The 21,688-nt window shown below is 67.4% G+C and carries 15 protein-coding genes; 6 read left to right on the top strand and 9 right to left on the bottom strand.

Annotated features, from left to right (window positions below):
• Window positions 1–20 precede the first annotated feature (20 nt).
• On the bottom strand, window positions 21–854 hold the full coding sequence (locus tag QTH91_RS12615) for an enoyl-CoA hydratase (RefSeq protein WP_286660408.1): 834 nt from the start codon (window positions 852–854) through the stop codon (window positions 21–23).
• A gap of 190 nt (window positions 855–1,044) precedes the next feature.
• On the opposite strand from QTH91_RS12615, the gene QTH91_RS12610 reads away from it, so the two are divergent.
• The 3 genes from QTH91_RS12610 to QTH91_RS12600 all read left to right on the top strand — a co-directional run bounded on the left by QTH91_RS12610 (window position 1,045) and on the right by QTH91_RS12600 (window position 6,039).
• The gene (locus QTH91_RS12610; RefSeq protein WP_286660407.1) at window positions 1,045–1,941 is read left to right on the top strand and encodes a 5'-nucleotidase; all 897 of its coding nucleotides are present in this window, start codon (window positions 1,045–1,047) and stop codon (window positions 1,939–1,941) included.
• 108 nt (window positions 1,942–2,049) lie between these two features.
• On the top strand, window positions 2,050–3,837 hold the full coding sequence (locus QTH91_RS12605) for an ABC transporter ATP-binding protein/permease (protein ID WP_286660406.1): 1,788 nt from the start codon (window positions 2,050–2,052) through the stop codon (window positions 3,835–3,837).
• A 396-nt stretch (window positions 3,838–4,233) separates the two neighbouring features.
• The gene (locus QTH91_RS12600) at window positions 4,234–6,039 is read left to right on the top strand and encodes a pectate lyase (RefSeq protein WP_286660405.1); all 1,806 of its coding nucleotides are present in this window, start codon (window positions 4,234–4,236) and stop codon (window positions 6,037–6,039) included.
• Between the two features lies 1 nt (window position 6,040).
• Here QTH91_RS12600 and queC read toward each other — a convergent pair whose 3' ends face one another.
• Genes queC through QTH91_RS12585 form a run of 3 tightly spaced genes read right to left on the bottom strand, consistent with a single transcriptional unit; the run spans window position 6,041 to window position 9,463 of the window.
• On the bottom strand, window positions 6,041–6,745 hold the full coding sequence (gene queC, locus QTH91_RS12595) for a 7-cyano-7-deazaguanine synthase QueC (protein ID WP_286660404.1): 705 nt from the start codon (window positions 6,743–6,745) through the stop codon (window positions 6,041–6,043).
• Between the two features lie 6 nt (window positions 6,746–6,751).
• A complete protein-coding gene (locus QTH91_RS12590) occupies window positions 6,752–7,213 on the bottom strand; it encodes a cyanophycin metabolism-associated DUF1854 family protein (RefSeq protein WP_286660403.1) in 462 nt (153 codons plus the stop codon).
• A 3-nt stretch (window positions 7,214–7,216) separates the two neighbouring features.
• Window positions 7,217–9,463, bottom strand: coding sequence for a cyanophycin metabolism-associated ABC transporter (locus QTH91_RS12585; protein ID WP_286660402.1), 2,247 nt, complete (start codon window positions 9,461–9,463; stop codon window positions 7,217–7,219).
• Between the two features lie 156 nt (window positions 9,464–9,619).
• Between QTH91_RS12585 and QTH91_RS12580 the strand changes: the two genes are divergently transcribed.
• From QTH91_RS12580 to QTH91_RS12570, 3 genes are all read left to right on the top strand, one after another.
• Entirely contained in the window at window positions 9,620–11,893 is a 2,274-nt protein-coding gene (locus tag QTH91_RS12580; RefSeq protein ID WP_286660401.1) for a cyanophycin synthetase, read from the top strand.
• A 50-nt stretch (window positions 11,894–11,943) separates the two neighbouring features.
• Complete coding sequence (cphA, locus tag QTH91_RS12575) at window positions 11,944–14,520, top strand: cyanophycin synthetase (protein WP_286660400.1); 2,577 nt, start codon at window positions 11,944–11,946, stop codon at window positions 14,518–14,520.
• 196 nt (window positions 14,521–14,716) lie between these two features.
• Entirely contained in the window at window positions 14,717–15,259 is a 543-nt protein-coding gene (locus QTH91_RS12570) for a hypothetical protein (protein WP_286660399.1), read from the top strand.
• 20 nt (window positions 15,260–15,279) lie between these two features.
• On the opposite strand, the gene yjfF is transcribed toward QTH91_RS12570, so the two are convergent.
• The 5 genes from yjfF to mmsA all read right to left on the bottom strand — a co-directional run bounded on the left by yjfF (window position 15,280) and on the right by mmsA (window position 21,685).
• Window positions 15,280–16,236 carry a galactofuranose ABC transporter, permease protein YjfF gene (gene yjfF / locus QTH91_RS12565; RefSeq protein ID WP_286660667.1) on the bottom strand — a complete coding sequence of 319 codons (957 nt, stop codon included), beginning with the start codon at window positions 16,234–16,236 and terminating at the stop codon, window positions 15,280–15,282.
• Window positions 16,237–16,325: 89 nt separating this feature from the next.
• Entirely contained in the window at window positions 16,326–17,402 is a 1,077-nt protein-coding gene (locus QTH91_RS12560) for an ABC transporter permease (RefSeq protein WP_286660398.1), read from the bottom strand.
• Window positions 17,399–18,916 carry a sugar ABC transporter ATP-binding protein gene (locus QTH91_RS12555; RefSeq protein WP_286660397.1) on the bottom strand — a complete coding sequence of 506 codons (1,518 nt, stop codon included), beginning with the start codon at window positions 18,914–18,916 and terminating at the stop codon, window positions 17,399–17,401. The genes QTH91_RS12560 and QTH91_RS12555 overlap by 4 nt, the downstream gene beginning before the upstream one ends.
• Complete coding sequence (gene mmsB / locus QTH91_RS12550) at window positions 18,913–20,124, bottom strand: multiple monosaccharide ABC transporter permease (RefSeq protein WP_286660666.1); 1,212 nt, start codon at window positions 20,122–20,124, stop codon at window positions 18,913–18,915. Before mmsB ends, QTH91_RS12555 begins: the two co-directional genes overlap by 4 nt.
• Window positions 20,125–20,143: 19 nt before the next feature.
• Window positions 20,144–21,685: a multiple monosaccharide ABC transporter ATP-binding protein gene (mmsA, locus tag QTH91_RS12545; protein ID WP_286660396.1), complete on the bottom strand. Its 1,542-nt coding sequence runs from the start codon at window positions 21,683–21,685 to the stop codon at window positions 20,144–20,146.
• Window positions 21,686–21,688 lie beyond the last annotated feature (3 nt).

The raw sequence follows: 21,688 nt of genomic DNA, 5'->3' as shown, positions 1-21,688 counted from the left end.
GCGCCGGCGGCTTCTGCGGGTCAACGCCCCCGGAACACCGGTTCGCGCTTGTCGACGAAGGCGCGAGCCGCTTCCTTGTGGTCCTCGGTCTGGCCGCAATGGATGTGATGGGTGGCCTCCAGGTCCATGCAGTCCTCCACATCGCCTGCCATCGCGCGGTTCAGGTTTTCCTTCATGTAGCGATAGGCGACGGTGGGGCCGGCGGCCAGGCGTTTGGCAACGGTGCGGGTGCGCTCGGCCAGTTCCTCCGGCGGGCAGACCCAGTTGGCCAAGCCCAGGCGCAGGGCCTCGTCGGCACTGACGCGCTCGGAAAGAAAGTACAGCTCGCGCGCCTTGGCTGAGCCCACCAGCTGCGTCATGAAGTAGGTGCCACCGTAGTCGCCGGAGAAGCCGACACGCGCGAAGGCGGTCGTCATGATCGCGTGGCTGGCCATGATGCGCAGGTCGCAGGCGAGCGCGAGCGACAGGCCGGCACCAGCCGCCGGGCCTGGCAGCGCCGCCAGCGTCGGCTTGGGCATGCGAAACAGGCGGCCTGCCGTCTCGCGCTGATTCAGGCGTTGCAGGTGGATCGCCTCGTCGATGGTGCGCGGCCCCACCGTGCCGTCACCCGCGGCGGCCATGCCCTTCACGTCGCCGCCCGCGCAAAAGCCCTGGCCAGCGCCGGTGAGTACGATGCAGCGCACCTCGGGGTCGAGTTCCGCCGACGCCAACTGGCGTGCCAGGGCCATGTTCATGGCGCGCGACATCGCATTGCGCGCCTGGGGTCGGTTCAACGTCAGGGTAAGCACTCCCTCCTCGAGTTCGGCGACGAGTTCTGGCGTGCCGGTGTCCAGGCTTCGGGCTTGGGCGGTCATTCGGTCTCCTTGGCTGTGACGGCGATGGCAGCCCCGTGTCGAAGAGCCGCTCGCCACGATGTTGACCCAAGGTGAGCGCCCCCGCTGTCACCTTCGAGCCTCGACGGCGGCGCGCTGCGCCCCGGTTCACGGGCGACAATGCGCGTCGGTACCGGATTCCTTTCGCAGCGCATTCACCTCAGCCGTAGCCATGCCCGTCACCCTGGACGACAAGCTCGTGGTCGCGATCTCCTCGCGCGCCCTGTTCAACCTCGAGGAAGAGAACCGCCTGTTCGAGGCTGGCGACCCCGAGGCCTACATGCGCCTGCAGTTCGAGCGACTCGACCAGCCCGCGCAGCCAGGCATCGCCTACTCGCTGGTGCAAAAGCTCCTGCGCTTCAACGATGACGGGGTGCAGCGCGTCGAGGTCGTCATCCTCTCGCGCAACGACCCGGTCTCGGGCATGCGCATCTTCCGTTCCAGCAACGCCGCCGGCATCAAGCTGCAGCGCGGCGTCTTTACTCAGGGGCGTCCACCCTTCGGCTACCTGCGCGCCTTGCGCGCGCACCTGTTCCTTTCCGTCAACGCCGCCGACGTGCGCGAGGCGCTGCTCGCGGGTTTCCCGGCCGCGCGCGTCCTGGTCGAATCGGTGAAGGCGAGCGACGCCTTTCCCAACGAGGTCCGCATCGCCTTCGACGGCGACGCCGTGCTGTTCAGCGACGAAGCCGAGCGCATCTTCCAGAGCGAAGGCCTCGACGCTTTCCAGGCGCACGAGCAGAGCAAGGCCGAACTGCCGCTGCCCGAAGGTCCGTTCAAGCCTTTGCTGATGGCATTGCATCGTCTGCAGATGGCGGGCAACTCGTCCATGCGCATCCGCACCGCACTGGTCACGGCGCGCAGCGCGCCGGCGCACGAGCGCGCCATCCGCACGCTGATGGCCTGGAACATCCGCGTCGACGAAGCCATGTTCCTGGGCGGGCTGCCCAAGGGCGAGTTCCTGCGCGAGTTCGAGCCCGATTTCTTCTTCGACGACCAGACCGGCCACGTGGACGCAGCGGCACGCCACGTGCCCGCCGGACACGTCGCCAGCGGCATCAGCAACCCGTAAGCGCAAGCGCCCTATGGCGGCGCGCCGCTAAGTCCCGCTTAAGCCCCACCCGGCTACGATGCGCGGCTGAACGCCGCTCCTGGCGCAACCCTTGCGAGCACACACGGCATGGCCACATCTGCTTCCACCACGTCCTCCAACCCCTCGCTGATGCAGACGATGCGCCGCATCGGCCGCTTGGCGGCACCCTACTTCCGCTCCGAGGAACGATGGATGGCGCGCGGGCTGCTGCTGGCGGTGGTGGCGCTCAACCTGGGCACGGTCTACATGCTGGTGCTCAACAACCAGTGGTTCGCGCGCTTCTACGACGCGCTGCAGGAAAAGAACGAGACCGTGTTCTGGCGCGAGATCGTCGTCTTCTGCTGGATCGCCGCCGGCTTCATCGTGATGGCGATCCTCAAGTTCTACCTGACACAGCTGCTTCAATTGAAATGGCGCGCCTGGATGACGCGCAACTACCTCCAGCGCTGGATGTCCAACAACACCTTCTACCGGCTCGAACTGGCCCGCTACGCGCAGCACCTCGACGCGCCGCCCGACAACCCGGACCAGCGCATCCAGGAAGACATGCAGCTGTTCACCGACTACACGATGAACCTGTCGATGGGCCTGCTCAATGCGGTGGTCACCCTGGTGAGCTTCGTCGGCATCCTGTGGGGCTTGTCGGGCGACTTCAGCTTCACGCTGGGCGGCCGTGAGTTCACCGTGGCCGGCTCGATGGTCTGGCTGGCACTGGTGTACTGCATTGCCGGCACCATCATCACCCACTACATCGGCCGGCCGCTGATCGGCCTGAACTTCCGGCAGCAGCGCTACGAGGCCGACTTCCGGCATCACCTCGTCCGCGTGCGCGAGTACAGCGAGGCGATCGCGCTCGACCGCGGCGCGCAGGTGGAGCATGGCCAACTGGGCAAGCGATTCGGCGCGGTGCTCGGCAACTACCTGCAGCTCATCAAGAAGCAGAAGAACCTTGTGGCCTTCACGGCTTCGTTCAGCCAGGCCTCGGTCATCTTCGCCTTCATCGTGCAGGCGCCGCGCTTCTTCTCCGGCGCCATCCAGTTGGGGCAGCTGATGCAGGTCAACTCGGCCTTCGGGCGCGTTCAGGATTCGCTGAGCTGGTTCGTCGACAACTACGACCGCGTGGCCGTCTGGCGCGCCACCGCCGATCGACTGACCAGCTTCGAAGCCGCGATGCAGGCGCACGCAAACACCGCCGGCGCGCTGGAACAGATGCCCGCAACCGGCGGCGCTCCCGCGCTGCAGGCCGACAGCCTTTCAATCGCCCTGCCCGATGGCAGCACCTTGCTCGACAACGCCGCCCTGTCCGTGCAACCCGGTGACAGCGTGCTGCTGCAGGGGCCTTCCGGAAGCGGCAAGTCCACGCTCTTCCGCGCCCTGGCCGGGATCTGGCCTTTTGCCAAAGGACGGGCCCAGGTGCCCGAGAACGCGATGTTCATTCCGCAGCGCCCCTACGTGCCCGACGGAACGCTGCGCGACGCGTTGGCCTATCCAGAGCCTGCCGATCACTACAGCGACGCGCTATTGCGCCAAGCCCTCGAAGATGCGTTGCTGCCCGACCTTGCGCTGCGGCTGGACGACAGCGACGCCTGGAGCCAGAAGCTGTCCGGCGGCGAGCAGCAACGCCTGGCCATCGCCCGCGTGTTGTTGAAGAAGCCGGCCTGGTTGTTCGCCGACGAAGCGACCAGTGCGCTCGACGCGCAAGCGGAGCGCACGCTCTATCAGCGCCTGGCCGCCCAGGTGCATGCCGCCGGTGGCGCGATGGTGTCGATCGCGCATCGGGCTGCGGTGGGCGATCACCACCAGCGTCGCTGGACGCTCACGCCCGAGCCCGAAGGCGCAGGCGCGCGCTACCGGATCGTGCAGAGCGCGGCCTGACGCCTGTCGGCGACGACGCCGACGCCGACGCCGATAGCGCGGCTTCGGTGTCGGCCGTCTCGCGCGCTCCAGCCTTCCTTTCTCTCAGTCAGCCCCGTCGTGCCGATGCGCGCCGGTGGCTTTACATGACACATAGAGATACGACAACTGATGACTAAGCACGACAGTCATCTTGTCAGGGCCGACCGTAAAGCTGCGCTCTGAAAACCGAAGTCCTCGTTGTCCTACGCGTTTCTGAGAGTGAAGCGTGGCTTGGAGCAGGACATCATCCAAAACGTGGAGGCCAGCCCCCGGGTTCTTCCCGATCTTTCATTTTCCTTTCTCAGTTGTACGATGACTGATGATTAGTCGTGCTTTTGCACCTTGCTCATCCACCAACAAAAGGAGACTGAATCCATGCAACGCCGTGCATTTCTTTCTGCCAGCCTGAGCCCCATTGCTCTTGCCGCGTGTGGCGGCAGCAGCGACGATCCGCCCCCCGGGCCGGCACCGGCGCCGCCCCCGGCGCCCGCCACCCCGCAGGCCAAGGCAGCAGATGCCATGAAGCGCGCCGTCAGCTACTTGGACGAAGTGGTCTCGTATCGGGGCGGCTACGTGTGGTCGTATTCGCCCGACCTGACGCAGACCTTCGGCGAAATGGAAGCCAAGCGCACCATGTGCTGGATCCAGCCGCCGGGCACGCCGTCGATGGGGCACATCTTCCTGGACGCCTATCACGCCACCGGAGACGAGCGCTTCTACCAGGCTGCAGAGCGCACTGCCTTGGCCGTGGTCGCCGCGCAGCACGCCTCGGGAGGCTGGAACTACATCTACGATTTCGCCGGCGAAGAATCGCTCAAGCATTGGTACGAGACCATCGGCCGCAACGGCTGGCGGCTCGAGGAATTCCAGAACTACTACGGCAATGCCACGTTCGACGATGCCGGCACCGCCGTCGCATCGCAGTTCATGCTGCGCATGTGGATGGAAAAGAAAGACCCGCGCTTCGAAGCGCCCGTCAACAAGGCCATCGACTTCATCCGCAACGCCCAATTCGGCCCCGAATACGGCATCGCTTCAGGCGGATGGCCGCAGCGGTTTCCGCACTATGCCGGCTCCAAGGCGAGCATGCCGCAGCCCAACATCGACCAGATGCCCACCGGTGCGCGCTACGGCATGGAAGACGGCGACTACACGCTGCACGTGACCTTCAACGACGACGTGATGGGCGAGAACATCAAGTTCCTCACCTTGTGCGTGATGACGCTGGGCCGTACCGACCTGATCGACACCATCACGCGGGCGATGGAATGCATGCGCTCCTTGCAGAACCCCGGCGCACAGGCGGGTTGGAGCCTGCAGCATCTGTCGCGAGAGACGAATGGCCGCCCTGCTGGATCACCCGCCGGAGCACGCACCTACGAACCGCGCTCGCTGGCCACACACACCACGCAGACCAACATCCAGCAGTTGTTCAACTACTTCACGCTGACCGGCGACCGAAAGTTTCTCGCGCGCATTCCCGAGGCCATCGCCTGGCTCAAGTCCGTGCCGCTGCCTGCCGATGCCGTGCAGAAGAACCCCCTGCTGGGCGGCGGCAGAACGCATCCGACCTTCATCGAGCTGGATACCAACGAGCCGCTGTACGTGCACCGCTACGGCTCCAACATCAACAACGGCGCCTATTTCTTCGACAAGGACATTACCAACACCATCAGCCACTATTCGGCCGGCCGCGCACTGAACATCGCCAGCCTGGAAAAGCGCTACGCCGAACTGAATGGCATGAGCGACACCGACGTGGCAGCCATGGTGGCGCGTTCGCCGCTCAAGGTGACTCAGCCCACGGCGCTGCCAAAGTACTTCGGCATCCGCGAGGTGGACTTTCCCGACCTGTTCGTCGGCGCAAAGATGACCACGCCGACCGTGCCCGAAACCGAGGTGAATCAACTCATCGACGAACTGGGTACCAAGAACTACTGGACGTCGGCGGTGCCTGAGATCGTGAATCCCTTCCGCGGCCCCGGGCCGGTCACGCCCTACACCGGCACTGCCTATCGCAGCAAGCATGTGGGCGATGTCTACGACACCTCGCCCTATCCGGCCGACAATCCCCCGGAGATCGCGCCATATGTGAAGCGCGACAAGCCGCAGTTCATCGTCACGTCCGACGTGATCCGCCGGCTCGGTCGACTGATCGCCTACGTCGCGCCGGTGGTGTAGTTCAGGCCGCCTGCACGTAGCGCTCCCAGCCCCGAGCCCGCAACTCGCAGGCCGGGCAGGCGCCGCAGCCATAGCCCCAGTCGTGCAGCACGCCTCGCTCCCCTTGGTAGCAGGTGTGCGTCTCCTCCACGATCAGGCGCACCAGCGCATCGCCGCCCAGGCGATTCGCCATGCGCCAGGTGTCGGCCTTGTCGATCCACATGAGCGGCGTCTCGATCACCAGGCGCCGGTCCATGCCCAGCGACAGCGCGAGCTGCATGGCCTTCATGGTGTCGTCGCGGCAATCGGGATAGCCGGAATAGTCGGTCTCGCACACGCCCGTGACGATCACGTCCAGCCCGCGCCGATAGGCCAGCGCGCCGGCAAGCGTGAGGAACAGCAGGTTCCGTCCCGGCACGAAGGTGTTGGGCAGCCCATTGGCTTGCATGGCGAACGCGATGTCCTGCGTGAGCGACGAACTGCTGACCTGCGCCAGCACGTCGACCTGCAGCACATGGTCATCGCCCAGACGCGCCGCCCATTGCGGAAACGCGCTGCAAAGCCGATCTCGGACGGTCGAACGCACATCCATCTCGATGCGATGGCGCTGGCCGTAGTCGAAGCCCAGCGTCTCTACACGCTCGTAGCGCGACAGTGCGTCGGCCAGGCAGGTGGTCGAGTCCTGCCCGCCGGAGAAAAGCACGAGTGCGGATCGATGCATGGTCATTCCTGATTACAAGAAGCGTTCCAGCAGCTTGCGGGAATGCCGGTCCAGCGCGCCGGGATCGGGCACGCGGAACTGCACGCCGTCGCCGCTGGCGATCAAGAGCGCACCGCCTTCGAGCCGGCGGATGTCTTCCTCGGCCTTGAGCACGAAGCGTGTCTCGCCGCGGTCGGTGCTCACGGTCCAGGTGCTGGGCACGCCGAAGCTCGACACCGAATGCAATCGCTGCAGGCAGGGCGCGAAGTCGCGCACCGCCAGGGCTTCGCGCAGCAACTGCCGCACCGGTTCGGCCAGGTCGTGCAAGGTGTCGATCCAGGCGCGCTCGCGACCGTCTTCGCCGACGAGCGAAACGCCCTCATCGGCCGCGGACAGCGGAAAGGCACGCACCGGCTGCACCACTTCGGCGCGCCCTTCGACGCTCTTGAGCAGCAGGCGACCGAAGGGGTCCCGCTCGATATCGATGTGCGTCATGGTTCAGGCGCTCCCTGCCGGATGGGCGGCGTGTTCGTTGGCGGGCATGGCTGCGGGCGGATCGCCCTCGTCGTCCACCTGGCGAGCCTGCGCCTGGTAGAGCCGCCAATAAGCGCCCTGGCGTTCCATCAGTTCGTCGTGTGGGCCGACCTCGACGATCTCGCCACGGTCCATCACCACCAGCCGGTCGGCCTTGCGCAGCGTCGACAGGCGGTGGGCAATGGCGATGGTGGTGCGGCCCTGCACCAGGTTGTCGAGCGCCTTCTGGATTTCCTTCTCGGTCTCGGTGTCCACCGCCGAGGTCGCTTCGTCCAGGATCAGGATGCGCGGATCGATCAGGAGCGCCCGCGCGATGGAGATGCGCTGGCGCTCGCCGCCCGACAGGCCCTGCCCGCGTTCGCCCACGATCGAGTCGTAGCCGTGCGGCAGCCGCAGGATGAATTCATGCGCGTGCGCCGCGCGGGCCGCCGCCACGATTTCGGCGCGCGTGGCGTTCGGCTTGCCATAGGCGATGTTCTGCGCCACCGTGCCGAAGAACAGGAAGGGCTCCTGCAGCACCAGGCCTACATGCCTGCGATAGTCGGCCACGGCAAATCGACGGATGTCGGTGCCATCCACCAGGATGGCGCCCTCGGTCACGTCGTAGAAGCGGCAGATGAGGTTGACCAGCGTGCTCTTGCCCGAACCGCTGTGGCCCACCAGGCCGATCATTTCGCCGGGGCGAATGGAAAGATCGAGGTTGCGGATGACGGAGCGGCTGCCGTAGCGAAAGCCCAGCCCGCGCATCTCGATGCGGCCCGACACGCTGGACGGCCGCACCGGATCGGCCGGCTCGGGCACATTGCTCACGTGGTCCAGGATGTCGAAGATGCGCTTGGCGCCCGCCGCCGCCTTCTGCGTGACGGAGACGATGCGGCTCATCGAATCGAGCCGGATGTAGAAGCGGCCGATGTAGGCGATGAATGCGGTAAGCACACCCACGGTGATTCGGCCGCGCGCCACCTGCCAGATGCCGAAGGCCCAGACCACCAGCAGGCCGACTTCCGTCAGCAGCGAAACGGTGGGCGTGAACAGCGACCAGGTGCGGTTGAGCTTGTCGTTCACCTTGAGGTTGTACGCATTGGCCAACCGGAAGCGCTCGGCCTCGCGCGCCTCTTGCGCGAAGGCCTTCACCACGCGGATGCCGGGAATGGTGTCGGCCAGCACGTTGGTCACTTCGCCCCACACGCGGTCGATTTTCTCGAAGCCGGTGCGCAGCCGGTCGCGCACCACGTGGATCAGCCATGCGATGAAGGGCAGCGGCACGAGCGTGACCAGCGCCAGCAGCGGATTGATCGACACGAGGATGACGGCCGTCATCGCGATCATCAGCACGTCGTTGATGAAGTCCAGCGCGTGCAGCGACAGGAACACGTTGATGCGGTCGGTCTCGGAGCCGATGCGCGCCATCAGGTCGCCGGTCCGCTTGTTGCCGAAGTAATCCAGCGGCAGCGTCAGCAGGTGCTCGTAGGTGGTGGTGCGCAGGTCCGCGCCCATGCGCTCGGACACCAGCGCCAGCAAGTAGGTGCGCGCCCAGCCCAGGCCCCAGCCGGCAAGTGCAGCCGCCAGCAGCGCGCCCAGGTAGACCAGCACCTTGTTCGCCTCGATGGCCTGCCCGTTCTGGAACGGAATCAGGATGTCGTCCATCAGCGGAATGGTGAGGTAGGGCGGCACCAGCGTCGCCGCGGTGGACGCCAACGTCAGCAAAAACCCGATGATCAGTTGCCGCCGATAGGGCCGGGCGAATCGGCCCAGCCGCAAGAGGACCCAGGTGGAAGGCGGACTTTGCGTCTCCGATTCCGGATCGATGGCAGCGGCAGGCTCGATGGCCGCGGCCGGCGCCTCGCCGTGTGCCGCGTTGATGCACTGCTCGAACAGGCGCACCAGACGCAGCGCTGCTGCTTGTTGCGACAGCGTGTAGTGCCAGCGTTGCAGCAGGCCTCGTCCATCTGCCAGGTCCAGCATGCCCACGCCGGCATGGTCGGACATGGTCAGGGTAATCCCGGGCGTGGTGAGCGGCCACTCGCGCCATTGGCCAGCGCCATCCTTCGACAGAAGCCGGCGCCCAGTCAATGCCACGACGCCGCTGACGAAACGCAGGTCGGCATCGAGGTCAACCGCGAAGGTTTCCAAAACGTTTTCGTCGGAAGCCAATCGGCTTCGTGGCACTTGGACGAGTGCGGCGGCGTCGAGGGAATCTGGATGTTGCATGGAGTGCTTGGTGTCGGAGCAAGAATGCAGAGGCCGAAACCCACGCCTGGCGATCGCGCCGGGCACCGATTCTGACCGAATGCCCGCGTGCCCGATCTCGGATATCGGAACCAGGGCCGTCCACACCTCGCTCTCTGAAACCTTACAAACGTATTCATGACCCGTTTCGACGACATCCGCCTGCTCCGTGTCAACTACCTGCGGGGACCGAACATCTGGACTTACCGTCCGGTGCTGGAGGTCTGGCTGGACCTGGGCGAGTTGGAGGAATTCCCGTCCAACAAGATCGATGGGTTCACCACGCGCCTCACCGCACTGCTGCCGGCGCTGATCGAGCACCACTGCGGCGTGGGCGAGCGAGGCGGCTTCATCCAGCGCCTGGAGGAAGGCACCTGGTCCGGCCATGTGCTCGAGCATGTGGTGATCGAACTGCTCAACCTCGCGGGCATGCCCACCGGTTTCGGCCAGACGCGCAGCACCTCGCGCCACGGTGTCTATCGCATGGTGTTCCGGGCGCGTGACGAGCAGGTCGCGCGCGCGGCCCTCGCCGAAGGCCACAAGCTGCTGATGGCGAGCATCAACAACGACCCGTTCGGCGCGTCCGATGTCCAGGCCGCCGTCGACGCGGTGCGTGCCAAGCTCGACGCCTGCTACCTCGGCCCGTCCACCGCCAGCATCGTCGGCGCCGCTGCCGACCGCGGCATTCCCCACATCCGCCTGAACGACGGCAACCTCGTCCAGCTGGGCTATGGCGCCACGCAGCGACGCATCTGGACGGCCGAGACCGACTACACCAGCGCGATTGCCGAATCCATCGCCAGCGACAAGGAACTGACCAAGTCCCTGCTGCAAAGCTGCGGCGTGCCGGTGCCCGAAGGCCAGGTCGTCGCCGACGCCGAGGAAGCCTGGGAGGCCGCCCAAGACATCGGCCTGCCGGTGGCGGTGAAGCCGTCGGACGCCAACCACGGGCGCGGCGTGTCGCTCGAACTGCACACGCGTGACGAGGTCATGGCCGCCTTCGCGGTGGCCGAGCCCGAAGGCAGCGACGTGATGGTCGAGCGCTTCGTGCCCGGCTCGGAGCACCGCCTGCTGGTGGTGGGCGGCCGCGTGGTGGCGGCTGCCCGCGGCGAAGTGATCACCGTGACCGGCGACGGCCGCCAGAGCGTGGCCCAGCTCATCGACAGCCAACTCAACAGCGACCCGCGCCGCGGCGTCGAGGAAGAATTTCCGCTCGACTTCATCGACCTCCCGAACGATGCCAAGCTCCAGCTCGAACTCAAGCGCCAGCAGCTCGACGGCGAATCGGTGCCGGCGGCCGGGCGCGTGGTGACCATCCAGCGTAACGGCAACCTCGGCACCGACTGCACCGACCTCGTCCACCCCGAAGTGGCGTATGCGGCGGTGCTCGCCGCCCGAACGGTGGGCCTGGACATCGCCGGCATCGACCTGGTGGCGCGCGACATCTCGCGGCCCCTGCAGGCCCAAGGCGGCGCCATCGTCGAAGTCAACGCCGGACCGGGGCTGCTGATGCACCTGAAGCCTGGCGTGGGCTCGCCCAGACCGGTGGGCCGCGCCATCTGCGACCACCTGTTCCCCGACAGCGACGAAGAAGGCAGCGCGCCGGGGCGCATCCCCATCGTCGGCGTCGCGGGCTCGCACAACACCGCCGCCTTGGCGCGGCTGGTGGCCTGGCTGGTCAGCCTGGGCGGGCAGCACACGGGCCTGGCCTGCCGCGACGGCCTGTTCCTCGAACGCCGGCGCATCGATTCGCGCGACAGCGCCAACTTCGAGGCCGGCCATCGCCTGCTGGTCAACAGCACGGTGCAGGCAGTGGTCATCGAAACGAGTGCCGAGGCCATCCTGCTCGACGGCCTGCCCTACGACCGCTGCAAGGTCGGCATCGTCACCGACCTCGAAGGCGCGGACCGGCTGGGCCAGTTCGACATCACCGAAAGCGACCAGATGGTGAAGGTGCTGCGCACCCAGGTCGACGTGGTGCTGGCCGAAGGCACGGCTGTGCTCAACGCCGCCGATCCGCGCGTCGCCGGCATGGCGCCGCTTTGCGATGGCGATGTGATCCTCTACAGCACCGACCCGCATGCCGATTCGCTGTCCAGTCACCAGCGCGAGGGCGGCAAGGCCGTGCTGGTGCGGCAGGACCGCGTGGTGCTGGCCACCGGCAGCAGCGAGAGCTTCCTGCCCGGCCTGGGTCGCCTGACCGTATGGCGCGCCACGCATGCGGGCATCGAACTAGAAAGCCTGCTCGCCGCTGTGGCCGCAGGCTGGGCGATGGGCATTCCGTTCAACCTGATCGGTGCCGGCGCGCAGGCCTTCGAAGCCGACCTGGGCACGGCCCTGTCGTCGCTCCAGCTGTCGCAAGGCCACCTTCCCATCGAGGCCGCACCGACCGTGCCGCAGCAGCTGGCCTGACGAGCCGATTCGCCCCACGACAAGACAACACGACAAGTAGACGAGCGACCATGGACATCATCCGCACACGCGCCTTGCGCGGCCCCAACCTGTGGAGCAGGCACACCTCCATCGAGTCTGTGGTGCACTGCAAGGGCGCCGAGCAGAGCATCGAGCAGTTGCCCGGTTTCGAGCAGCACCTGCGTGCGCTGTTCCCCGGCATCGGAGAGCTCCATCCGGTCGTGCTCGGCCAACCGCTATCTCTGGCCCATGTGTTGGAAGCGGCTGCTCTGGCGCTGCAGGTGCAGGCCGGCATCGCCGTCACGTTCGGCCACACCGCGGGCACCGCCGAGGAAGGCGTGTACCAGGTGGTGGTGCAGTACGTCGAAGAACCGGTCGGCCGCCTGGCCGTGAAGCTGGCACACCAGCTGATCGAGGCCGCGCTGAGCGAGGCCGGCAGCTTCGACGCCGCCGCCGCCATCGCGCAGTTGCGCGAGCTGGACGAAGACGAGCGCCTGGGCCCGAGCACCGGCGCCATCGTCGATGCCGCCGTGGCGCGCGGCATTCCGTTCCGGCGCCTGACGCGCGGCAGCCTCGTGCAGTTCGGCTGGGGCGTGCGCCAGCGGCGCATCCAGGCGGCGGAAGTCGATTCGACGTCCGGCGTGGCCGAGTCGATTGCGCAGGACAAGGAACTGACCAAGCAGCTGCTCAATGCCGCCGGCGTTCCGGTGCCGCGCGGCCGCCCCGTCACCAGCCTGGACGATGCCTGGGAGGCCGCCCACGAGATCGGCCTGCCCGTTGTGGTCAAGCCGCAGGACGGCAACCAGGGCAAGGGCGTCACCGTCAACATCGTCAGCCGCGAACAGCTCGCGGCGGCCTACGCCTCCGCAGCCGAATACGGAGAGGTGATGGTCGAGAAGTACCTGCCCGGCTTCGACTTCCGGCTGCTCGTGGTGGGCGACCGCCTGGTGGCCGCCGCGCGGCGCGATCCGCCCAACGTGGTGGGCGACGGCACGAGCACGGTGCGCCAGCTGGTCGACGCCATCAATCTCGATCCGCGCCGTGGCGAAGGCCATGCCACGTCGCTCACCAAGATCCGGCTGGACGACATCGCCATCGGCCGCCTGGAGGCGCAGGGGCTCACCGCCGACAGCGTGCCCGAGCCCGGCCAGCGCGTGGTGCTTCGCAACAACGCCAATCTGTCCACCGGCGGGACCGCCACCGACGTGACCGACACCGTGCATCCTGAAGTGGCCGCGCGCGCCGTGGATGCCGCGCAGATGGTGGGCCTGCACATCTGCGGCGTCGACCTCGTCTGCGAAAGCGTGCAGGTGCCGTTGGAAGAGCAGTCGGGCGGCGTGGTCGAAGTCAATGCGGCTCCCGGGCTGCGCATGCACATCTCGCCATCGTTCGGCCGCGGCCGCGCGGTGGGCGAGGCGGTGGTCGACCAGCTGTTCGCCGACGGCGACGACGGCCGCATCCCGGTGGTGGCCGTGACCGGCACCAACGGCAAGACCACCACCGCGCGCCTCATCAACCACCTGCTGGCTTCCAGCGGCCGGGTGACCGGCATGACCAATACCGACGGCGTCTACATCGACGGCCGCCAGACCGACAGCGGCGACTGCAGCGGGCCCAAGAGCGCGCGCAACGTGCTGCTGCACCCCGACGTCGAAGCGGCCGTGTTCGAGGTGGCGCGCGGCGGCATCCTGCGCGAGGGCCTGGGCTTCGACCGCTGCGAGGTGGCGGTGGTCACCAACCTCGGCGAAGGCGATCACCTGGGGCTGAACTACATCAACTCGGTGGAAGAACTGGCGGTGCTCAAGCGCGTGATCGTGCGCAACGTGGCGCCGCAAGGTTTTGCCGTGCTCAACGCGGCCGACCCCAACGTGGCGGCCATGGCGCCCACCTGCCCGGGCAGCGTCATCTTCTTCGCCGCCGACCGCACCCATCCCGTGATGGCCACGCACCGCGCGCAAGGCCGCCGCACCGTGTATGTGGACCAGGACGCCGTCATAGCCGCCGAAGGCGCCTGGCGCGAACGCGTGCCACTGCGCGACGTGCCGATCACACGCGGCGGCACCATCGGCTTTCAGGTGGACAACGTCATGGCGGCGGTGGCCTCGGCCTGGGCCCTGGGCCTGGACTGGGACACCATCCGCAGTGGTCTGGCGAGCTTCAAGAGCGACGCCGCCGGCGTGCCCGGCCGCTTCAACGTGATGGACTATCGCGGCGCGACGGTCATCGCTGACTATGGCCACAACACGGACGCGATGCGCGCGCTGGTGGCCGCCGTCGACAGCATGCCGGCCAGGCGCAGGCAGGTGGTCATCAGCGGCGCAGGCGACCGGCGCGACCAGGACATCCGCGAGCAGACCGCCATCCTTGGCAAGGCTTTCGACGAAGTCATCCTGTACCAGGACGCGGCCCAGCGTGGCCGCGCCGACGGCGAGGTGATGGCGCTGCTGCGCCAGGGCCTGCACGGAGCCACTCGCACCCACCACATCGAGGAGATCCGTGGCGAGTTCGCCGCCATCGACCATGCGCTGGATCGCCTGGAGCCCGGCGACCTGTCGTTGATCCTGGTGGACCAGGTGGAAGAAGCACTGGCGCATCTGGCCCGGCGCATGACCGAGGCCGCGGCCTGAGCGGACTTTGAGCGGCCCGCGCGGCGTAGGACAGCACCTCCGCCCACGCGGCCACCGGCTCCGACATGGCCGTGCCGCCTGTGCCCACAGGCGCGGCGCGACCAGCCGGCCAAACTGGCGACTCCGAAGATCGAGCCGCACACCGGCGCCACACGGCGATCCGCTGCGGCACTTTCGCGAACAGAGGAGTCCGACCATGAATGCCATTTTGAGAACGACCTGTGCCTCCGCGCTGCTGGCCGTGGGCAGCCTTGCCATGCTGCCTGCCCATGCACAGAAAAACCAATTCCAGGCCGAACGCGCCACCTGCGACGGTGTGATGCAAGACAAGCAGGCCTGCCTGCGCGAGGCCGGTGCCGCCGCCCAGGCGTCCAGCCGCGGCAACCTGACGCACGCCTCGCCCGACGTCTATCGCCAGAACGCCCTGGCGCGTTGCAGTGCGCAGCCGCCGGCCGACAAGCTGGCCTGCGAGCAGCGTGTGCTCGGCACCGGCGACACCACCATCGAAGGCAGCGTGATGGGCGGCGGCGCGATCCGTGAAACCGTGACCACCGTGCCGCTGACCAGCGTCACGCCCACCTCGGGCATGCCGCCGCCGCGGCCCATGCCGCCGCCGGCGACGATGCCGCCCGCCCGCACTTACAACACGATGCCTGCGCCCGCCGTCTCGCCGCCGCCCCCGCCGATGCCGATGCAAAGCGCGCCCATCGCGCCGATGACGCCGGCCACGCCGCGCTGATCGGCAAAAGCGCGCAGCGCCTAGTGACTGCCTGAGCGCGCCGTCAAAAGGCGCTGCATCAGGCAGAACACGAACAGCAGCGCGCCCACGGCGATGCGCGTCCACCACGAGCTGAGCGTGCCGTCGAAGGCAATCAGCGTCTGGATGATTCCGAGCATCATCACGCCGAACAACGTTCCGACCACGTAGCCGACGCCGCCGGTGAGTAGCGTCCCGCCGATCACCACGGCGGCGATGGCGTCTAGCTCCAGCCCCAGGGCATGGAGCCCGTAGCCGGAGAGCATGTAGAAGGTGAACAGCACGCCGCCAAGCGCCGAGCAGAAGCCCGACAGCGCATAGACGCCGACAACCGTGGCGCGCACCGGCAAGCCCATCAACAACGCCGACTGCTCGTTGCCACCAACCGCATAGACCGTGCGCCCGAACTGGGTGTAGTGCGCGAGGTAGGCGCCTGCCGCAACCACCACCAGCGCGATGACCGCGCTCAGGGTGACGGTGGCCCCGCCACCAACCGGTATGCGGATGAACGACAGATCCGAGTAGAACTCGTTCGAAATGCTGATCGAGTCGATGCTGATCACATAGCAAAGGCCGCGCGCCAGGAACATGCCAGCCAGCGTGACGATGAAGGGCTGCAGCCGGAAGCGCTCGATCAAGAAGCCCATCAGCGCGCCGAAGCCCGTGCCCATTACAAGCACCAGCGGCATGGCTGCGAGCGGATGCCACCCGTGGTGCTCCACCAGCGACGCGCACACCATCGTCGTGAGCGCGATGACCGACCCCACCGACAGGTCGATGCCGCCGGACAGGATCACGAAGGTCATGCCCACAGCCACCACGCACAGGAAGGCGTTGTCGATCAGCAGGTTGAGGAACACCTGCGCCGAGAAAAAGCCCGGATAGGCCACGGAGCCGAGCGTGGCCATGATGGCGAACAGCGCCATCGTCACCATGAGTGGCAGCGAGCGACGCTGCAAACGCGCTCCGGCGAATGCGGGCGTGCCGGCATGGACGGCTGAGCCGGCCGATGCCGCGTCGGCGCCCTCGCGATCGGTGGCGAGTGCGCTCACGGGCGCGCTCCCTTGCGCGCAGGCCTGAACGCCAGGTCACGCATCTGCGCCCGGAATTCTGGCGACTGCAGCAGCATCACGGTGAAGACCACCACGGCCTTGACGACCAGGTTGATCTCGGGCGGCACGCCCATGGAATAGATGGCGTAGGTCAGTGTCTGGATGATGAGCGCGCCGATCACGCTGCCCACCAGGCTGAATCGCCCCCCGTTGAGCGACGTGCCACCGAGCGTGACGGCCAGGATCGCATCGAGCTCCAGCAGCAGCCCCGCGTTGTTGCCGTCGGCGCTCTTCACGTTCGAGCTGATGATCAGGCCCGCCAGTCCGGCGCAGAAGGCACACAGCATGTAGACGCCAACGGTCAGGCTGCGCGCCCGCACGCCGGCCAGTCGCGCCGCGGCCGGGTTGATGCCCACCGACTGGATGAACAGCCCGAGCGCGCTGCGCGACACGGCCAGGTGCAGCAGCGCGAACACCGCCGCCGCGATGAAGAGCGCAAATGGCAGGCCCAGCAGGTAACCACCCCCCATGAAGAAATAGGGCGCGTAGTAGATCGTGATGATCTGGCCCTCGGTGATGAGCTGCGCGATGCCACGGCCCGCCACCATCAGAATGAGCGTGGCAATGATCGGCTGCATGCCGATGCGCGCCACCAGCAGGCCATTCCACAGACCGCAGGCCAGGGCCACGCCCAGTGCCGCAGCGATGGCCAGCCACATCGGGAAGCGGCTGACATCGGCGGCCGCGCCATCCTTCACCACCAGCGAGCCTCCGATCATCGAGGCCGCCAGCGCCGCGGCGATCGCCACCACCGCGCCCACCGAGATGTCGATGCCGCGCGTGGCGATCACCAGCGTCATGCCCAGCGCCACCAGCACCAGCGGCGCGGCCCGATTGAGGATGTCGATCAGGCTGCCGTACAAGTGGCCGTCGCGCCACTCGATGTGCAGGAAGGTCGGATTGAACGCGGCATTGAGCGCAAGCAGCAGACACAGCGTGACCACCGGCCACATGAGCCGATGCCGCAAGGCCGCGGCGACGAGCGAAGCGCCTGGTTGTCGGGCCTGGGTCATGTCCTTGCGATCATTTCGTAGACGTCTTCCTCGCTGCACCCCGCGGGCAACTCGCCCACCTTGCGCCGGTCGCGCAGCACGGCCACTCGGTGCGACAGGCGCACCACCTCGTCCATCTCCGAGGAGATGAACAGCACCGACATGCCCTCGCCGGCCAGGCGAAGGATCTCCTGCAGGATCTCCTGCTTGGCGGCAACGTCGATGCCCCGCGTGGGCTCGTCGAGCAGCAGCAGGCGGGGCTGAGTGGCCAGCCAGCGTGCGAGCACCGCCTTCTGCTGGTTGCCGCCCGACAGCAGGCCGATGGGCGTCTCCACGCTGGCAGTCTTGATGCCCAGCGCTTTCACGAACGCTTCGGCCAGGCGGGTCTGCTCGGCGCGCGAGAGGTTGCGCTTGAGCCCCAGGCTGGCCTGCAACGCCAGCGCAATGTTCTCGCGCACCGACAGTTCGGCCACGATGCCGTCCGTCTTGCGCTCCTCGGGACACATCGCCAGGCCCTGCGCCACCGCATCGGCCGGCGCCTGGAAGCGCACCGCCTTGCCGTCGATGCGCAGCTCGCCGCTGTCCGGACGCGCCAGGCCGAACAGCAGGCGCGCCAGCTCCGTGCGGCCCGAGCCGAGCAGCCCGGCCAGGCCGACCACCTCGCCCTGGCGCAGGCCGATGTCCAGAGGCTGCAACTGCCCGCGCTGCCCCAGGCCACTGGCCTGCAGCAACACCGGCGCGCCCTCGGGCACCGGTGGACGGGCCGCATCCGAGCCGGCCGCCATGTCGAACTCGCGCCCCACCATGGCCGAGATGAGCGCCTGCGGCCCCAGGTCGGCCGCGGCCCATTCGCCCACCCAGGCCCCGTTGCGCAGAACGGTGATGCGATCGGACACCGCATACACCTGGTTCAGAAAGTGCGTCACGAACAGGATGGCCAGCCCCTCGGCGCGCAACCGGCGCAGCACGTCGAACAGCTTGTTCACCTCTTCCTCGTCGAGGCTGGACGTCGGCTCGTCGAGGATCAGCACCTTCGCCTGCACCCCCAGCGCGCGGGCGATGGCCACCATCTGCTGCACCGCCACCGGGTAGCTCGACAGCAGCCGCGATACGTCGAGCCGCACATCGAGGCGAGCCAGCAGCTCCTCCGCGCCGCGCCTGGCCGCGGGCCAGTCGATGCGTTGCAGCAGGCCACGACGCGGATAGCGCCCGGCGAAGATGTTCTCGGCCACCGACAGATTGGGGCAGAGGTTCACTTCCTGGTAGACCGTGCTGATGCCCAGCTGCTGGGCCGCCAGCGGAGACGCGGGGCGGATGGCCGACCCGTCCAGCCGCATCTCGCCGGCGTCGAACGGGTAGACGCCGGTCAGCACCTTGATCAGCGTGGACTTGCCGGCGCCGTTCTGGCCCATCAGCGTGTGGATCTCGCCGGCCCGCAGCGTGAGCCGCACATCCGCCAACGCAGGAATGCCGTTGAACTGCTTGTGGATGCCCGAGAGTTCGAGCACCGGCCGGGACGGTGCGGGCGCGCTCATGCCTTGTTCTTGTTGTAGACATCGACGAAGACGGCCGCCAGCAACACCAGTCCCTTGATCACCTGCTGGTAGTCGATGCCCACGCCGAGGATCGACATGCCGTTGTTCATGACGCCCATGATGAAGGCGCCGATCACGGCGCCCATGACCTTGCCCACGCCGCCCGACGCGGAGGCCCCGCCGATGAAGCAGGCGGCGATGACGTCCAGCTCGAACCCGAGTCCGGCCTTGGGGGTTGCCGTGTTCAGGCGCGCCGCGAAGACCAGGCCCGCCAGCGCCGCCAGCATGCCCATGTTGACGAAGGCCAGGAAGGTCAGGCGCTGCGTGCGGATGCCCGACAGGCGCGCCGCCTTCTCGTTGCCGCCCAGGGCGTAGATGCGCCGTCCCACCGTGGTCTGGTTGGTCAGGAACTCGTAGGCGACGATCAGTATCGCCATGATCACCAGCACATTGGGCAGCCCCTTGTAGGTGGAAAGCAGGTAGCTCAGCAGCAGGATGGCAGCGGCAAACAGGATGTTGCGCGCCAGGAAGAAACCCAGCGGTTCGGTGGTCATGGCGTCGCGCGCCAGCTTGTTGCGCCCGCGCAGCTTGAAGAACACCAGCGCGGCGGCCGCCAGGGCGCCCAGCAGGAGCGAGGTGAGGCGCAATCCCTGCCCGGGCGCGGCGCCGGTCAACTCGGGCACGAAGCCCGAACTCAGCCGCTGGAAAGTCTCGGGAAAGGGCCCGACCGACTGACCGGCCAGAAGCGCCAGCGTCAGCCCCTTGAACACCAGCATGCCCGCCAGCGTGACGATGAACGACGGCACCCGGAAGTACGCGACGAACCAGCCCTGCGACGCGCCGATCAGCCCGCCCGCCACCAGGCAGGCGAGCAGCGCGGGCAGGTAGTGCCAGTGGTACTCCACCATGAGCACCGCAGCCAGCGCGCCGATGAAGCCGCAAACCGAACCGACCGACAGGTCGATGTGGCCGCTGACGATGACCAGCAGCATGCCCAGCGCCATGATGACGATGTAGCTGTTCTGCAGCACCAGGTTGGTCAGGTTGAGCGGACGCATCAGCGTGCCGTCCGTCAGCACCTGGAACAGCACCATGATCGCCACCAGCGAGATCAGCATGCCGTACTCGCGCAGGTTGCTCTTCAGGAAGCCGGCATGCGCGCGCGGCTTGCCGGGCACGCGCGCGTCAGGCGCCGCGCGCACGCTCATGTCGACCTTGGCGGTGCTGTCAGGCATGGACGCTGCTCCCCGATGCGACGATGGCATGCATGATGCGCTCCTGCGAGGCTTCATGCACCGGCATCTGCGCCACGAAGCGCCCTTCGTTCATCACGTAGATGCGATCGCACATGCCCAGCAGTTCGGGCAATTCCGATGAAATCATCAATACTCCCTTGCCCTCGCCGGCCAGCCGGTCGATGAGCGTGTAGATCTCGTACTTGGCGCCCACGTCGATGCCGCGCGTGGGCTCATCCAGGATCAGCAGTTCCGGCTGCGCGAACAGCCACTTGCCGAGCACCACCTTCTGCTGGTTGCCGCCCGACAGGTTCAGCACGCGCTGGTCGACGCTGGAACAGCGGATGGCCAGCGATTCGCGCAGTTGCTGCGCCGTGCGGTAGTCCAGCGCATCGTCGATCACGCCATGCCGCGCAATGCCCGAAAGACGCGCCAGGCTCAGGTTGCGGCGGATGTCCTGCTCCAGGACCAGGCCGGCGTCCTTGCGGTCTTCGGTGGCATAGGCAATGCCGTGCGCGATGGCCTTGCCCACCGTGCTCACGTCCACTTCGCGCCCGTGCATGTGCACGCTGCCGCTGATGCGGCGGCCCCAGGAGCGGCCGAACACGCTCATGGCGAACTCCGTGCGGCCCGCGCCCATCAGCCCGGCAATGCCGACGATCTCGCCGCGCCGCACCGACAGGCCGACGCCCATGATGTGCTCGCGCTCCGGATGCTGCGGGTGATGCACACGCCAGTCGCGCACCTCGAACAGCACGTCCCCGATGCGCGGGCTGCGCTGCGGATAGCGGTGCGCCATGTCGCGGCCGACCATGCCGCGCACGATGCGCTCCTCGCTCGCCGCGTGCTCGCGGCAATCCATGGTCTCGACGGTCGTGCCGTCGCGCAGCACGGTGATGGCATCGGCCACGCGGGTGATCTCGCCCAGCTTGTGAGAGATCAGGATCGAGGCGATGCCTTGCGCCTTCAGCTCCAGCAGCAGGTTCAGCAGTGCATCGCTGTCGCTCTCGTTGAGGCTGGCCGTCGGCTCGTCGAGAATCAGCAGGCGCACCTTCTTCGACAGTGCCTTGGCGATCTCCACCAGCTGTTGCTTGCCCATGCCCAGCTCGCCCACCAGCGCCGTGGGCGGCTCGTGGAGGCCCACCTTGGCCAGCAGCTCGCGCGTGCGCGCGAAAGTCCTGCCCCAGTCGATCACACCGCCCTGGGCGATCTCGTTGCCCAGGAAAATGTTCTCGGCGATGGACAGTTGCGGCACCAGCGCCAGCTCCTGGTGGATGATGATGATGCCCACCGCCTCGCTGTCCGCGATGCCGCGAAACCGGCGCGGCTGGCCGTCGAAGCGGATCTCTCCCTCGTAGTCGCCCGTCGGATAGACGCCGCTGAGCACCTTCATCAACGTGGACTTGCCGGCGCCGTTCTCGCCCACCACCGCATGGATCGTGTCGGCGCCCACGTCGAGGTTGACGTTGTCCAGCGCATTGACGCCCGGAAAGCGCTTGATGATGCCGCGCATCTCCAGCAGGGGTCCACTCATTCG

The organism is Variovorax dokdonensis (assembly GCF_030316895.1).
GTDB classification, from domain to species: Bacteria; Pseudomonadota; Gammaproteobacteria; order Burkholderiales; family Burkholderiaceae_C; genus Variovorax; species Variovorax dokdonensis.
The sequence above is the reverse complement of the archived record's forward strand: the minus strand, read 5'-3'. Positions and strand labels throughout refer to the sequence as shown.